The 14918-nt window shown below is 70.9% G+C and carries 14 protein-coding genes; 10 read left to right on the top strand and 4 right to left on the bottom strand.

What is annotated here, in order from left to right; all coding sequences use genetic code 11:
- Nucleotides 1-174 precede the first annotated feature (174 nt).
- The 3 genes from AB0D18_RS30595 to purU all read left to right on the top strand — a co-directional run bounded on the left by AB0D18_RS30595 (nt 175) and on the right by purU (nt 3336).
- A complete protein-coding gene (locus AB0D18_RS30595) occupies nt 175-1836 on the top strand; it encodes a hypothetical protein (protein WP_362425677.1) in 1662 nt (553 codons plus the stop codon).
- A gap of 135 nt (nt 1837-1971) precedes the next feature.
- Nucleotides 1972-2418 (top strand): hypothetical protein, encoded by a 447-nt coding sequence (locus AB0D18_RS30600; protein ID WP_362425878.1) that lies wholly within the window; start codon nt 1972-1974, stop codon nt 2416-2418.
- A 30-nt stretch (nt 2419-2448) separates the two neighbouring features.
- Nucleotides 2449-3336 carry a formyltetrahydrofolate deformylase gene (purU, locus tag AB0D18_RS30605; protein WP_362425680.1) on the top strand — a complete coding sequence of 296 codons (888 nt, stop codon included), beginning with the start codon at nt 2449-2451 and terminating at the stop codon, nt 3334-3336.
- A 94-nt stretch (nt 3337-3430) separates the two neighbouring features.
- On the opposite strand, the gene AB0D18_RS30610 is transcribed toward purU, so the two are convergent.
- Together AB0D18_RS30610 and AB0D18_RS30615 are read right to left on the bottom strand one after the other, a co-directional pair.
- The gene (locus AB0D18_RS30610) at nt 3431-4588 is read right to left on the bottom strand and encodes a zf-HC2 domain-containing protein (RefSeq protein ID WP_362425683.1); all 1158 of its coding nucleotides are present in this window, start codon (nt 4586-4588) and stop codon (nt 3431-3433) included.
- Entirely contained in the window at nt 4585-5157 is a 573-nt protein-coding gene (locus AB0D18_RS30615) for a sigma-70 family RNA polymerase sigma factor (protein WP_362425686.1), read from the bottom strand. The genes AB0D18_RS30610 and AB0D18_RS30615 overlap by 4 nt, the downstream gene beginning before the upstream one ends.
- Nucleotides 5158-5437: 280 nt before the next feature.
- Between AB0D18_RS30615 and AB0D18_RS30620 the strand changes: the two genes are divergently transcribed.
- Both AB0D18_RS30620 and AB0D18_RS30625 read left to right on the top strand, forming a co-directional pair.
- Nucleotides 5438-5812: an STAS domain-containing protein gene (locus AB0D18_RS30620; RefSeq protein ID WP_362425689.1), complete on the top strand. Its 375-nt coding sequence runs from the start codon at nt 5438-5440 to the stop codon at nt 5810-5812.
- Between the two features lie 78 nt (nt 5813-5890).
- Nucleotides 5891-6421 carry an EF-hand domain-containing protein gene (locus AB0D18_RS30625; protein ID WP_362425691.1) on the top strand — a complete coding sequence of 177 codons (531 nt, stop codon included), beginning with the start codon at nt 5891-5893 and terminating at the stop codon, nt 6419-6421.
- 73 nt (nt 6422-6494) lie between these two features.
- On the opposite strand, the gene AB0D18_RS30630 is transcribed toward AB0D18_RS30625, so the two are convergent.
- Nucleotides 6495-8078 carry an AMP-binding protein gene (locus AB0D18_RS30630; RefSeq protein WP_362425694.1) on the bottom strand — a complete coding sequence of 528 codons (1584 nt, stop codon included), beginning with the start codon at nt 8076-8078 and terminating at the stop codon, nt 6495-6497.
- Nucleotides 8079-8283: 205 nt separating this feature from the next.
- On the opposite strand from AB0D18_RS30630, the gene AB0D18_RS30635 reads away from it, so the two are divergent.
- The 3 genes from AB0D18_RS30635 (at nt 8284) to AB0D18_RS30645 (ending at nt 11379) form a co-directional block, all read left to right on the top strand.
- Nucleotides 8284-9429 carry an acyl-CoA dehydrogenase family protein gene (locus AB0D18_RS30635; protein WP_362425697.1) on the top strand — a complete coding sequence of 382 codons (1146 nt, stop codon included), beginning with the start codon at nt 8284-8286 and terminating at the stop codon, nt 9427-9429.
- Between the two features lie 9 nt (nt 9430-9438).
- Complete coding sequence (locus tag AB0D18_RS30640) at nt 9439-10368, top strand: acyl-CoA dehydrogenase family protein (protein ID WP_362425699.1); 930 nt, start codon at nt 9439-9441, stop codon at nt 10366-10368.
- 471 nt (nt 10369-10839) lie between these two features.
- Complete coding sequence (locus AB0D18_RS30645) at nt 10840-11379, top strand: ATP-binding protein (RefSeq protein ID WP_362425702.1); 540 nt, start codon at nt 10840-10842, stop codon at nt 11377-11379.
- A gap of 215 nt (nt 11380-11594) precedes the next feature.
- Here AB0D18_RS30645 and AB0D18_RS30650 read toward each other — a convergent pair whose 3' ends face one another.
- Entirely contained in the window at nt 11595-12521 is a 927-nt protein-coding gene (locus AB0D18_RS30650; RefSeq protein ID WP_362425705.1) for a cyclase family protein, read from the bottom strand.
- Nucleotides 12522-12606: 85 nt separating this feature from the next.
- Here AB0D18_RS30650 and AB0D18_RS30655 point away from each other — a divergent pair, with 85 nt between their 5' ends.
- Both AB0D18_RS30655 and AB0D18_RS30660 read left to right on the top strand, forming a co-directional pair.
- Nucleotides 12607-13536 (top strand): SDR family oxidoreductase, encoded by a 930-nt coding sequence (locus AB0D18_RS30655; protein WP_362425708.1) that lies wholly within the window; start codon nt 12607-12609, stop codon nt 13534-13536.
- Nucleotides 13537-13832: 296 nt separating this feature from the next.
- A complete protein-coding gene (locus AB0D18_RS30660) occupies nt 13833-14882 on the top strand; it encodes a Zn-dependent alcohol dehydrogenase (RefSeq protein WP_362425711.1) in 1050 nt (349 codons plus the stop codon).
- The last annotated feature ends 36 nt before the right edge of the window (nt 14883-14918 follow it).

Below are 14918 nucleotides of genomic sequence, written 5' to 3' on the forward strand. Positions count from 1 at the left end.
ACGGGTGGGTGCCGGGCCCGTAGGGATCGCGGGTGCGTGACAGTGGGACGGATTCACCCGGTAGCGTGAGCCGGTGTTTCCGTCCCTCGCTCTTGTGGCGAGGCCCCAGATCCCGATGGCAGGAGCCCTCCGTTGACGCAGAGCGAACAGGGTGATGAGCCGCAGCATCCCGCTGTGCGCCCCGCACACGAGGGCGTAGTGCTGCCCCCGGCGCAGCCCGCGCAGCAGCAGTGGCCCGCAGCACCGATGCCCGGCCAGGCGGTGCCGCCGCCGCAGGGCCAGAGCTGGGACCAGCCGTGGGGGCCGGAGGTGCAACAGCCGCCCGTACAGCAGCAGATGGATCCGTCGCAGCAGCAACAGCAGATGCCGCAACAGCAGATGCAGCAGCAGATGGGGCAGCCGCAGCAGATGCCGCCGCAGCAGCAGGCGGCCATGTCGCAGACCGGCAGCTTCCATCTCGCGCCGCCGCCGCAGATGCCGCAACAGATGCCGCAGTCGCCGCAGCAGATGTCGCCGCCGCCGCAACAGGAGATGTCGCCGCCGCAACAGCAGATGTCGCCGCCGCATCAGCAGCAGGTGCCGCAACAGATGCCGCAGCAGCAGATACCGCAGCCGCAGCCGCCGCAACAGATGCCGCCGCAACAGCAGCAGATGCCGCAGCCCGCCTGGGGTGCCCCCCAGGCGCCCGCCGGTGCCGCCGACGCCACCCAGCTCATACCGCCCGTCCCGCAGAGCCCCGGCGCGCTCCCGCCCGAGAATCCCGCTGCGCACCACCTCGCCGCGCAGCAGCCCGGTGCCCCCTCCCCGGTGGACGGCACGCAGTTCCTCGGTCAGCAGGCGCTCCAGCCGCCCGCAGGGTCGGACGCCGACGCCACCCAGTACCTGCCGCCGGTGCCCGCCGGAGCCGCGTACGCGCCCCGTCCCGAAGCCCCCCTGCCGTCGGGGGAGCCCGGTGAGCGGCAGCCGCCCGCCGAGTTCGACAGCCTCTTCCGTGCGCAGCCGCCGCAGGCCGCGGAGGACCCCGCCGCGCCGTCCTCCACGCAGCAGATGCCGCGCTTCCTGCCGCCCCGGCAGCAGGAGGCCGAGCAGGAGGAGGCCCGCTACCAGCAGTTCCAGCAGCCGGGACAGTTCCCGCAGCAGGGGCAGTTCCCGCAGCCTGGGCAGGGCCCCGACAGCCCGGCCGGCTCCGGGCGGCGCAAGATCTCCCCGGTGCCGCTCATCGCGGCCGTGGTGGTCGGCTGCTCCGTGATCGGCCTGGGCATCGGCGCGCTGATGAACTTCGGCGGCGACGACGACAAGAGCAAGGCGGCCAAGGACGCGACGACCACCGCCGCCGACGTCCCCGCCGACAAGCCCGCAGACAAGGCCGCCGACCCGGCGAAGGCGCAGGCGGAGGCGCTCGACAAGCTCCTCGCAGACAGCAACAACAGCCGCTCGGCCGTCGTCAACGCAGTGGCGTCCATCGGCAGCTGCGGCAATCTCGGCAAGGCCGCCACCGACCTGCGTGCCGCCGCCACCCAGCGGCGCGGGATGGTGACCCGTCTGGAGGCCCTCAAGGTCGACAAGCTGCCCGACCACGCCGAGCTCACCAAGAACCTCAACGCCGCCTGGCAGGCCTCCGCCGCCGCTGACGACCACTATGCGGACTGGGCGGACAAGGTCGCGGGCGACAAGGGCAAGTTCTGCGCGAAGGGGAAGGCGAAGGCGACCGGCGAGCGGCGCCTGGGCGACCGCGAGAGCGGCAAGGCGTCGCAGGCCAAGAAGCGGGCCGCGGGCTCCTGGAACGCGATCGCCGGGAAGTACTCGCTCACCACGCACCAGGCGACCGACCTGTAAGTGGTCGAGCGGGCACACCGCGTGGCGGGTGGGCGGAACGTGGGGGCTTGTCCGTACTCGAATCGGATGCCCGTACGATCGGCAACCGTGCAAGCTTCAGCGAACCCTTCCCGTCGCGGCCGTCGCTCCACCACCATGGGCGGCATGCCGCTGAATGACATGCCGTGGTGGCGCTGGCGCACTCAGGTGCGATCCGCGCTGCACATGCTCTCCGACCCCGCCTTCCACCAGGAGTGCTGGCTGGCCGGCCTCGACGGGTACGGGGACATCACCGATGCCGTGTACCGCCTGGTCGAGGACACCTGGCTCGACAACTGGTCCGCCGAGAAGTACGTCGGGACCATATTCCGGGACTCGGGCGAGGCGGCCCTCGTGGACGTCGCCGTGCTCCGGGTCCTGCGGATCATGCACGAGGTCGGCGCGGACGCCCCCGTGTCGGCGTACATGGCGCACCACGGCTGGCCCGAGGCCGTACGCGCGGCCCGCGAGGCGCACGTACGGATGTCGGACAGCGACGGGGACGATCCGGACGTACCGCCGCGCTCTCTTGAGGTCATCCGCATCCTGACCAGGTCCGCATGACCCCGATGCGATGTGCCATCCTCTGAGGTCATGAGCGTCCCCCAGCCTGCTGCGCAGCCCGAATCCTCGACCGACAGTTACATCCTGACCCTGTCCTGCCCGGACAAGCAGGGCATCGTGCACGCCGTGTCCAGCTATCTCTTCATGACCGGTTGCAACATCGAGGACAGCAGGCAGTTCGGGGACCACGACACGGGCCTGTTCTTCATGCGGGTCGCCTTCTCCGCCGAGGCTCCGGTGTCGGTGGACAAGCTGCGGGCCAGCTTCGCGGCCATCGGGGACGCGTTCCGGATGGACTGGCAGATCCACCGGGCCGAGGACCGGATGCGGATCGTGCTGATGGTCAGCAAGTTCGGGCACTGCCTGAACGACCTGCTGTTCCGCTCGCGGATCGGCGCCCTGCCGGTGGAGATCGCCGCCGTCGTCTCCAACCACCCGGACTTCCGCGAGCTGGTCGGCTCGTACGACATCCCCTTCCACCACATCCCCGTGACGAAGGACACCAAGGTGCAGGCCGAGCAGCAGGTGCTCGACCTCGTCGAGGCCGAGGGTGTCGAGCTGGTCGTTCTCGCCCGCTACATGCAGGTGCTCTCCGACCACCTGTGCAAGCAGCTCAGCGGCCGGATCATCAACATCCACCACTCCTTCCTGCCGAGCTTCAAGGGCGCCAAGCCCTACCACCAGGCGCACGCGCGCGGTGTGAAGCTGATCGGCGCGACCGCCCACTACGTGACGGCGGACCTCGACGAGGGCCCGATCATCGAGCAGGAGGTCGAGCGGGTCGGCCACGAGGTCACCCCCGAACAGCTCGTCGCCATCGGCCGCGACGTGGAGTGCCAGGCGCTCGCCCGCGCGGTGAAGTGGCACAGCGAGCACCGGGTGCTGCTGAACGGGCACCGCACGGTCGTCTTCGCCTGAGCCCCGCCGCCTCAAATCTCAGCCCCGCCGCCTCAAATCTGAGCCCCGCTGCCTCAAAGAGGCGGCGGTACGGCACCACGCAACGGCTGCGGCGTCACAGCCGCGACAGCGACGCCGCCGCGAACAGCACGTCCCGTACCGCCGCCTTGTCGCCGAGCTGGCCCGCCGCCGCCTCTTGAGGCGATACGTGCCCGGCGGCCAGCTGGCAGAACTCCACGCCGTCCATCGCGATGTGCGCCACCTTGCGGTCGGGCGACGCGACGGCGGGGGAATCCAGGGCGATCCACCAGTCGCCGCCGCCGGGGCCCTCCACCTCAAGATGGAGCGTGCGCCCGGGGGAGCCCGCCGCGACGAGTCCCCGCATGGGCGGGGCGAGCCCGGCGCGCCGGCGGGCGGCCAGGGTGCCGGGCAGCAGCCGGGTGGCCAGGCCGATCAGCTGGTGCAGATGGGCGCCGGACGGCGGTTCGTACGGGTAGTCCACCGCCTGCGCGATGTCGTCGGCGTGCACCCAGCACTCGAAGGCCCGCTCCAGGAGCGCATCTTTGAGGGGGAGGTCGAACGCCCCGTAGGGAACGTCGAGTTCGGCCGCACCGCCGCCCGCGAAGGACACCGTACGGATGAGGGTGTGGCTCTGCTCGCGCCACGGGGTGCGCACGGCCCGGGTGGGCGGCTGGTGGGAGCCCAGCCAGTACGCCTCGGTGCGGCCGGTGGGGTCGCCGCCGCCGAGCGCGACCGGGTCGTCAAGACCGAGGGCGGCGGCGACCAGGCCGTCGACGGTCATGAGGTGCCCGATGACCGCCGCGACGGTCGCCTTGCGCCGCACGGGCTCGTCCTCCTCGAACCAGCGCAGCTGCACGGGCGCGTGCCACTCGCCCGGCCCGATGTCGGCCAGCAGGGCGTCCAGCCTGGCCGTCTCCGTGTCGTACGGCTGGGCCCAGGCCGGAACGGGGATACGGGCCGGGCGGCGGCCCAGGCAGGTGTCCAGGACCCGGGAGCGGAGCATCGGGTCGAGGTCGAGCCCGCGCTCCGCCTGGAGCAGCCCCACGGCGTCGCGCAGCCGCAGCGCCTCGTCGGCACAGGGCGCGCACTCGGTGAGGTGGTCCTCGACGGCGGTGGTCTCCTCGGCGGAGCAGGCCGCCAGGGCCCAGGCGCCGAGCAGGGACTTGAGGGTGCGGTGGGAGGGTCCTTCGCGACGGACGGGGTCCTCGCCGTTCTCGGCGGAAACGTTCGCGTCGTCGGCGCCGGGGCTCACCGCGCGCCCCCGTACTCCTGGGAGTCCACGCTCCGGACGGTGTTGGCCGTCGACAGCAGCTGCAGGCCGAGCCGCAGCCTGCGGCGGGCCTCGTCCTCCGTGACGCCGAGCCTGCTGGCGGTCTGGCGGTAGTCGTGCCGCTCGAAGTACGCCAGCTCCAGGGCCTCGCGCAGCGGGGCGGGCATCGCCGTGACGATGTAGTCGGCGCGGGCCACCGCCGCCGCCCGGTGCACCTTCAGCTCCAGCTCCTCCGCCGTGCCCTCGCCGTCCGCGAGGGCCGCCGCCTCGGCCTGGCGCAGCCGGTGCACGGCACGCCGGTTGGTGAGCCGGGCGATCCAGGCCCGCATGGAGCCTTCCTTCGGGTCGTACGTGTGCGGGTTCTCCCAGACGTGCCCGAAGACGTCGCGGGTTATCTGGTCGGCGGCGTCCTCGTCGTCGAGCACCCGGTGCGCCAGGCTGTGCACCAGGGACGCGAACCGGTCGTACAGCTCGCCGAGCGCCGCCGCCTCGCCCCGTGCGAGCCGCTGCTGCATCCTGCGGTCCCAGCGCGGTGGTGCGTCCTTCGGCATGCCTGTCGCCCCCAACCCGAATATCCCGACCCGAGCCCCAGCCGGAAACCCCGCCCGTTTCCCCGCCCGTTTCCCTGCTCTTTCGAATGTAGTGCGAGGAGCGGACAGCGCACGCCCCTTCCGGACAAGTGCGCCCCCGGCGCGGTCCGGGATGGTAGTGATCCGGTCATTACGTACCTCCTGCGTGCGCCTCGCACAGGCAGGCGGTGTTTCATGGAGTGGCGGCCAGGGAAGCCGCGAGGAGGAAGGGCTACTTCCGGTTAGCTGAAAGGTCCGACTCGTGACGCTGAAGGTGACAGAGGCAGAGCACGGCGCCTGGGCCGTGCTGCACATCTCCGGCGAACTGGACCTGGTGACCTCACCGGCTGTGCGCCACCACGTGCACAACGCCGTCGCCGACGGCCGCCACCGGGTCGTGCTCGACCTCTCCGACGTGCTCTTCTGTGATTCCAGCGGAGTCGGAGTGCTGATCGCGGCCCGCCGCCTGATGCGCTCCTGCCAGGGCAGTCTGCGGCTCATCCTGCCCGCGCAGGGTGCGGTCGACGGCTCGCACGTGAACCGGGTGCTGGCCGCCCTCGGCGTCCGCCGCCTCTTTGAGGTGTTCCCGGACGTGGACACAGCGGTGGACGACACGGCGCAGTCGCTGTCGGCCTGATGTTCAACTGCCCCTCCGGCGGATGATTCCGCTGCATAACCAGCATCGTCTCCACATCCAGGACGTACGCTCCCCTGCATGGACAGCGCAGAGTACGAGCGCAAGACAGCGGCACGTTTTGCCTCCTTCGACCAGGACGGCAACGGCTACATCGACCGCGAGGACTTCAGTGCCGCGGCGGCCGCCATCCTTGCCGAGTTCAACACCACCGCACGCTGCGACAAGGGGCAGGCCCTCTACAGCGGCGCCGAGGCGTTCTGGCAGGGCATGGCGGGCATCGCGGACGTGGACGGCGACCAACGGGTCAGCCGGGACGAGTTCGTGACGGGAGCGGTGAAGCGGCTGCGGGACAACCCGAAGCGGTTCGCCGAGATCGCCCGCCCCTTCCTGCACGCGGCGATCGAGATCGCGGCCGCCTCGGACGGGGTGGGAGGCGGCGTCACCGTCCGGGCCGCCACCAGGCTGCTCCGCGTCCTGGGCGCGGAGCCCGAGGTCGCCGAGCAGGTGGCGACGGCGCTGGACGCGGACGGCGACGGCATCATCACCGAGTCCGAGACCCTGTCGGCGTTCGCCATGTACTACACGGTGGACGGCCCGGACCCGCAGTAGCCCGCACCGCATATCGGCACTCGCACACCCACCCCGAGGAGCGGTTCGCCCGCGCATCGGCCGGCTGAGCCGCTCACGCGCCGAACCGCTCCCTCAACCTGTACTTGAGCACCTTGCGCAGCGCCTCGTTGCGCGGCAGCGCGTCCACCACCTCGACCTGTTCCGGCAGCTTGTGCGTGGCGAGACCCTCCCCGCGCAGGTACGAGACGACCCCGTCCCGGGTCAACGGGCCCGCGCCCACGCGCAGTTCGAGCACCGCGCACACCCGCTCGCCGCGCACCTCGTCGGGCAGCCCGATCACCGCCGCGTCGGCGACCGCCGGGTGCTGGTGCAGCAGGTCCTCGATCTCCTTGGCCGAAATGTTCTCGCCCTTGCGGATGATCACGTCCTTGAGCCGCCCGGTCAGCACCAGGTGCCCGGACGCGGTGAGGTGCCCCAGGTCGCCGGTGACGAGATATCCGTCCTGGTCAAAGGGGGTTCCCCCAGCCGGAGCGGTTCCTGGGGCGACGTCCGGAGCAGCCCCCAGGTACCCCTGGCAGACCGCCTCCCCGCGCAGCCGTATCTCCCCGTCCACCCCGGCCGGCACCGGCTTGCCCTCCGGGTCGGTGATCCGTACCGACATGCCTTTTGGCGGGCGTCCCTCGGTCGTCGCGAGGTTCTCCGGGGTGTCGCCCGGCGCCCCCATCGTGATCATGGGCACCTCCGTCATCCCGTACCCGTGCGTGAGCTGACAGCCCAGCTCGCGCACCACCGAGTGGTAGATCTCCGGCGGTTTCGGCGCGCCGCCGCCCGCGAGCAGCCGCAGTGTCGGCAGTACCGGTACGTCCGGTTCCTTGCGCTGCTCGGCCAGGAACATCGCGTAGAACGCCGTCGAGCCGCCCGCCACCGTCACTCCGTACCGTCGATATTCGGCCAAAGCCGCGGGCAGCGCGAAGTGCTCGAAGAGGACCGCGGGGAAGCCGTACAGCAGCAGCATCACCAGATAGTCGAGCCCGCCGATGTGTGCGTACGGGAAGGCCACCGAGCCGATGTCGTCAGCGGAAAGCTCCAGCGCGTGCGCCAGGCACGAGCCGCCCGCGATCAGTGAGCGGTCGGTGTGCAGCACCCCGCGCGGGTCGGAGGTCGTGCCCGACGTCCAGTAGATCCACCGCACGGACGTGCCGTCGGTGGGGGCCGGCGGCAGCAGCGCCGGGTCGCCGTCCGGCAGATCCTCGCACGCGTGGAGTACGAGGACGGGACGCGGCAGCTCCAGTGCGAGGCGGTGGGCCATCGCGGTGTGGTCAAAGCCGCGCCACTCGCCCGGCACCGCGAAGTAGTCCGCCTTCGACTCCCGCAGCGCGAAGCCGACTTCGCGGTCTCGGTAGAAGGGGATCACTGGTGTCTGCACGGCGCCGAGCCGGGCCAGCGCCAGCGAGAGGAGCACCGTCTCGATACGGGTGGGCAGCTGCCAGGCGACCACGCACCCGGCCCGTACGCCCAGCTCGTACAGCCCGGCCGCCACGCGCTCGGAGCGCGTCCGCAGCTCGCCGAAGGTGAGGGTGCGGCCCTCCTGGAGCAGGACCGGAAGGCCCGGGGTGAGGTCGGCGCGGCGGTCCACCAGCTCCCAGAGGGTGCGGGATTCGCCCAGCGAGCGAGCGATCTGCTTGGCGTGAGTCACTTGGATTCCCCCGTAACTGACGGACAGTCAGAACTAGCCGTGAGCGTAGAGCGCTACGCCTTGTCGGTCCAGAGGTGCGCGGGCTAGCCTCAATTCTGACGGGTCATCAGATTCAGCGGGAGGAACACCGGATGGGCCAGATCGAACTTCCTCGCACCATCGGCGTCGACGATCACGCGGTCGCCCTCGACCGGCCCGCCCTCTGATGGACCTCACATACACGCCCCAGGAGGAGGAGTTCCGGGCCGAGCTGAGGGGGTGGCTGGCCCGCGTCCTCCCCGGGCTGCCGGAGAGGCCCGACCCCCTCGACTGGCCCGGCAGGCGCACGTACGACACCGCCTGGCAGCGGATGCTGTACGACGCCGGGTACGCGGACCTCCCGCGCGAGGCCACCCCCACCCAGCACCTCATCTTCCTGGAGGAGACCGAGCGCGCGGGCGCCCCGTACGTCGGCGCGAACTTCGTGGGTCTGCTGCACGCGGGCCCCACCATCGCCGCCGAGGGGACTGTCGAACAACAGGCCCGCTGGCTGCCCCCGATCCTGCGCGGCGACGAGGTCTGGTGCCAGGGCTTCAGCGAGCCCGACGCCGGCTCCGACCTGGCCTCGCTGCGTACGAGAGCGGTGCGCGAGGGGGACGAGTACGTCGTCAGCGGCTCCAAGATCTGGACCTCGCACGCCGAGGTCGCCGACTGGTGCGAACTCCTCGTCCGCACCACTCCCGTCACACCCGAGACCCCCAAGCACAAGGGCATCAGCTGGCTCGCCATGCCGATGGACGCGCCGGGCGTGACCGTACGGCCGCTGCGCACGCTCGCCGGGTCCACCGAATTCGCCGAGATGTTCCTCGACGAGGTGCGGATCCCGGTCGCCAACCGGGTCGGCGCGGAGAACGACGGCTGGCGCGTCACCATGGTCACGCTCTCCTTCGAACGCGGCACCGCCTTCGTCGGCGAGGTCGTCGCCTGCCGCCGTACGATTGCCCGGATTGCCCGCAAGGCGCGCGCCAACGGAGGGTGGGACGACCCGGCCCTGCGGCGTCAACTCGGCCGTCTGTACGCCGAGTTCGCGGTCCTGTGGCGGCTCACCCAGTGGAACGTCTCCGAGGCCCAGCGCACCGGCGGGGTCCCCGGCACCGGCAGCTCCGTCTTCAAGCTCCGCTACTCGCAGGCCCGCCAGGAGCTGTACGACACGGCAGCCGAGGTGCTGGGGGCGGCGGGCGCGCTCGACCTGGACCACGAATGGACCCTCGACCGCCTCTCCTCCCTCTCCTACACGATCGCCGCCGGCACCTCCCAGATCCAGCAGAACATCGTCGCCGAGCGCATCCTCGGCCTCCCGAAAGGCCGGTGAGGGAAGCCCGTGGACTTCCAACTGACCGACGATCAGCGGGCGTTGCAAGCAGGTGTACGAGAGCTGCTCGCGCGGCGCTTCGACCGGGAGGCCCTGCGGGCGGCGGTCGAACGGGGCGGCGGGCTCGACCGCACACTGTGGCGCGACCTCGGGGAGGCGGGCTTCTTCGCGCTGCGCCTGCCCGAGTCGGAGGGCGGCGTCGGCCTCGGCCTGCCGGAGGCCGTCCTGCTCTTCGAGGAAGCGGGCCGGGTCCTGCTGCCCGGCCCACTGGTGGACACACACCTCGCGGCCGGAGAGGTGAAGGGCGCCGCCGGGGGCGAGACGGTCGTCACCGCCCAATACGGCGCGCTGATAGCCCACTTGGCGGAATCCGATGTCGTACGGGGCCAGGCGCCCGCGGCGCGGGACGCGGCTCTGGGCACGGCTCTGGGTACGGCCCTGGGCACGGCCGAGCCGGTCCGTTCGGTGGATCCGCTCACCCCGCTGCACCGGATGCGAGGCCCGGCCCCGCGCACGTACCCCCCGGAAGCAGTCCTGCTCACGGCCGCCGAGCAGGCGGGAAGTGCGGCCCGAACGGTCGACATGGCCGTCCAACACGCGTGCGAGCGCGAGCAGTTCGGGCAGCCCGTCGGTGGTTTCCAGGCGATCAAGCACCTGTGCGCGCAGATGCTGGTGCGCGCCGAGATGGCGCGTACCGCCGTGTACGCGGCAGCGGTCACCGGTGCGCGGGCCGAGATCGCCGGGGCGAAACTGCTTGCCGACGAGGCGGCCGTGCGCAACGCGCGCGACTGTCTTCAGGTCTGCGGAGGCATGGGCTTCACCTGGGAGGCCGACGTACATCTGCACCTGAAGCGAGCATGGGTGCGGTCCTGGCGGGGGCCGACGAAGGCCCAGACGGAGGAAGAGTTGGCGGCCGACCTGCTGGCCGACGCCCGCTGATCAGGGGTGATAGGGGTGGATGCCGGAAATGGGCACGAGGCCGACCGGGAATTCGGCGGGATGAGCGACTCTTCAGGCAGAAGACGTCACCCTGTGTCGATATCGGGTTGTGTCCTTTGCAGGACTCGTCACGGGCCGGAGTCGGGCCTTCGCTCCGGTACTCTCCGACAGATGCGAGTGGTGGTGGAGCGCGGTATTCCTGGTGCGGTCTGTATGGCGGCTCCGGGCCGGATGACGCGTCCGTCGGTAACCCCCGCTCGCGTCGGGCGGAGGCGCCACAAGCGCTCACGTTCGACTCTCCGCAGCGTGCGTCGCACAGTATGCAGGATGCGTACTCCTTCGCGCTGGAATATGCCTGAAGCGCTTGTTGCGGTGACGATGCGTCAACCATGCTGTCCCACAAGGGAATCACGTTCCGTGACCCTGTGGAGACGCGAGGCGTTGTGTCCGCCGGTTCGGATGGTGTGAGCGGTGCAGGTGCTTCAGGTGCAGTTGGAGGTCGGGGCCGACCCCGCAGAGGTGGGGCGGGCCCGTAGATGGGCGCGGTCCAGGCTGGTCGGATGCGGCATAGAGGCCGACGAGCCGGTTGCCGAGACACTGGTCCTGCTCATTTCGGAGCTGGTGACCAATGCGGTCGTGCACACGGGCTGTCCGGCCGTGCTGCGGATGCTCTTCCCCGGGGACGGGACCGCGGACGCGGGGCCCGATTCCGGTTCCGCTTCGGGACCGGCCGTGGGCGCCGTGTGCATGGGCGGCACGGTCCGGGTCGAGGTCGCGGACGTCAGCGCGTGCCCGCCCAGGCCCCGGCACGCGGAGGGCGACGACACCAACGGGCGCGGCCTGGAGCTGGTGGACGGGCTCGCCGACCGGTGGGGCTGGCAGGCCGAGGGCGCGGGCAAGCGGATCTGGTGCGAGGTGGACCGCGCGGCCAGGGCCCCGCAGGGGGCGCTCGCGGAACGCCCTCAATCGGGGCTGTACGAGCCGTCGTGCGCCGTCACTAATCTCGCATAGCAGTCATCGTGCCGGGGTGGTGTTGACGGCCGCCGGAGGCCTTCTCACCCTTGGAACGAGCGATTCGTCGCGAGGGGACGCCGAGGGGTGCAGGCCCACCTCGGCGAGTACGGGTCGGAACGGGGCGGCGGCCGGCGCACATGGCGTCGGCCGCCTGCCGTACGGCGGTCCGTGTGGTGTGTTCCGTACGTACGCCTAGAGGATCGCGACCGGGGCTAGAGGATCGCGACCGGGGCGACGGGCGTTCCCGTGCCGCCGACGAACGGCTCGGGCATCGCGGACAGCAGGAACGCGTACCGCCGATCCTGTGCACAGGCTGTGGACAACTCTTCCAGATTCCAGTTCTGCCCCTGCAGCATGCCCATCTCGACGAGGTCGAGGGCGTGCACCGGCAGCCACAGGTTCTCGATCTCGGGCGGGAAGATCTCGAAGGTGAGGGTGTCGTTCGCGACGGCGGCGACGTCCCGGGCGTGGAACCACTCGGGGGTGCGGATCGAGAGCCCCGGCGACGGATAGCCGTACCCGTGCTTGTCGCCGCCCAGGTACACCTGGATCTGCCCGGTCCTGACGAGTACGACGTCCCCGGCGGCGACCTTCGTACCCGCCAACTCCTCGGCGGCTTCCAGGTCTTCGGGCGTTACGGCGTGATCGCCCGGCAGCCGGTCGACGCCGTGGGCGCGGGCCACGTCCAGCAGCACTCCGCGCGAGACGACGTGCCGGGCCTTGTCGATGCCGGCGAAGGCGGCACGGGTGTGCGGGGTGATGGTGCCGGCGGGCCGGCCGTTGTAGATCTTCCCCGAGTGCGAGGCATGGGTCAGGGCGTCCCAGTGGGTGCCGGCCTGGAGGCCCATCGTCACGGCGTCGTCGCTGGTGGCGACGGTGCCGGGGCCGAAGAGCTCCTGGTTGATCTGCACCATCGAGTGCAGCGGATTGACCCTCCCCGGGATCATGCCGCTCTGCACGCCGTCCTGCTGGAGCGGCAGTGCGAGGGGGATGCGGTGCCCGGTGCGGACACTCTGCGCGGCGGCCCGTACGACGTCGTCGGTGATGAGGTTGAGCGTGCCGATCTCGTCGTCGGCTCCCCAACGCCCCCAGTTGTTCACGCGCTTGGCGATGTCGTGGAACTCGGCGGGCAGCGACATTGCGGAGCCTCCTGGGTCTTGTGCCGGAGCGTCGTACGGGTTCTAGAATCTAACGGACCGTCAGAAACCTTGGGAAGGCGTGGTGATGGGCAACTTCTTGACCGGCAAGGTCATAGCGGTGACCGGAGCGGGGCGCGGCATCGGCAGGGCGGTCGCGCTGGCGTGCGCGGCGCAGGGTGCGCGGGTGGTCGTCAACGACTACGGCGTCTCGATGGAGGGCGCGGAACCGACCAGCGAGGTCGCGGCAGCCGTGGTCAAGGAGATCGAGGCGGCGGGCGGTGAGGCGCTCGCGGTGGCCGACGACATCTCGACGATGGAGGGCGGCCAGCGGGTCGTCGACGTGGCCCTGGCGAACTTCGGCCGCATCGACGGGGTCGTCTGCGTCGCCGGAATCCTCCGCGAACGGATGCTCTTCAACATGTCCGAGGCGGAGTGGGACCCGGTGATCGCCACCCACCTGAAGGGCACGTTCACGCTCTTCCGGGCGGCGTCGGCGGTGATGCGCAAGCAGGGCTCCGGCACGCTGATCGGCTTCACCAGCGGCAACCACCAGGGCAGTGTCGCCCAGGCGAACTACAGCGCGGCCAAGGGCGGCATCATCTCGCTCGTCCGGAGCGCGGCGCTCGGCCTGCACAAGTACGGGGTGACGGCGAACGCGGTCGCGCCGGTGGCCCGTACCCGGATGTCCGCCAACGTCCCCATGGAGCTGAAGGAGATCGGCGAGCCGCAGGACGTGGCGGCCCTCGTCGTCTACCTCCTCTCGGAGCGCGCACGTTCGGAAGGCATTACCGGCCAGGTGTACACGGTCGCCGGCCCGAAGATCGCGGTCTGGGCCCAGCCGAGGGAACTCCGCGCGGCCTACGCGGAGTCGGGCTCCTGGACCCCGGAGTCCCTCGCGGACTTCCTCCCCGGAACGGTGGGAACGGACCCGATGCCGATGCTGGCGCAATTGGAAGCGATGCGGGAGGCGGCGACGAGGGGAACCAGGCCGAACGCGGGGAGGGGCGAGCCCTGAGCACCCTTGGCCGGGCCCGTGCTTTGGGCCGCGTGCTTTGGGCCCCGTGCTTTGGGGGCGAGTGCCTTGGGGCGAGTGGTCTTCGTGCGGGTGCGTCGTGGCTGATCGCGCAGTTCCCCGCGCCCCTAACTGCCTGCCCCTCAGCCCGCTAGCCTCCTAACCTCCCTAGCCTTCTTGGGCAGCGGGGCCGCCCCCCGGGGGCGGGACGGGTGGGCAAGGGGGCGGCCCCCACGCGGAGCACGCCCCCTCACGACCGCACACGCCCGCGACCACCACCCCGAGACAAGGAGCTCACCATGCGAGGTGTCGTTTTCGACGGCAAACAGGTCGAGATAGTCCACGACCTGGAAATACGCGACCCAGCCCCCGGCGAAGTCCTCGTAGCCATCACCGCCGCCGGCCTCTGCCACAGCGACCTGTCGGTCATGGACGGAACCATCCCGTTCCCCGTCCCGGTGGTACTCGGCCACGAAGGCGCGGGCATCGTGGAGGCCATCGGCCCCGGCGTCGCCCACGTAGCCCCCGGCGACCACGTAGCCCTGTCCACGCTCGCAGGCTGCGGCACGTGCGCCGAGTGCGACCGGGGCCGCCCCACCATGTGCCGCAAGGCCATCGGAATGCCGGGCCGGCCCTTCTCCCGTAACGGATCCCCCCTCTACCAATTCGCCTCCAACTCCGCTTTCGCTGAACGCACGTTGGTGAAAGCGGTCCAGGCGATCAAGATCCCCAAAGACATCCCCCTCACCTCCGCCGCCCTGATGGGCTGTGGCGTGGTCACGGGCGTCGGCGCCGTCCTCAACCGGGCCCGCGTCGCCCTCGGCGAGAAGGTCGTCGTCATCGGCACAGGCGGCATCGGCCTCAACGTCATCCAGGGCGCCCGGATCGCGGGCGCATCCGTCATCGTCGCGGTCGACACGAACCCGGCCAAGGAGGAGGCGGCCCGCCGTTTCGGCGCCACCCACTTCCTCGCCTCGGCCGACGAGGTGCGCGACGTACTGCCCACCGGCGCGGACCACGTATTCGAATGCGTAGGCCGAACTGCACTCATCCGAAAGGCAATTGACCTCCTCGACCGGCACGGCCAGGCGATCCTCCTCGGCATGACGGCACCGACCGACGAGGCGACCTTCCTGCCCGCCGCGATGTTCCTGGACAAGTCGATCCTCGGCTGCCGATACGGCTCCTCGCGCCCACAGCTCGACATCCCGCTGTACGCGGAGCTGTACCGGCAGGGCCGGCTGCTCCTCGACGAGCTGGTCACGGAGACGTACCCGATCGAAGACTTCGCGAAGGCGGCGGACGACGCGCACCACGGGAGGGTGGCGAGGGGGGTCCTGACGTTCTGAGCGGGCGGTGGAACAGTCGCGCCGGAACCCGCCACC

It is taken from the genome of Streptomyces sp. NPDC048442 (assembly GCF_040651475.1).
In the GTDB taxonomy this organism is placed as follows: domain Bacteria; phylum Actinomycetota; class Actinomycetes; order Streptomycetales; family Streptomycetaceae; genus Streptomyces.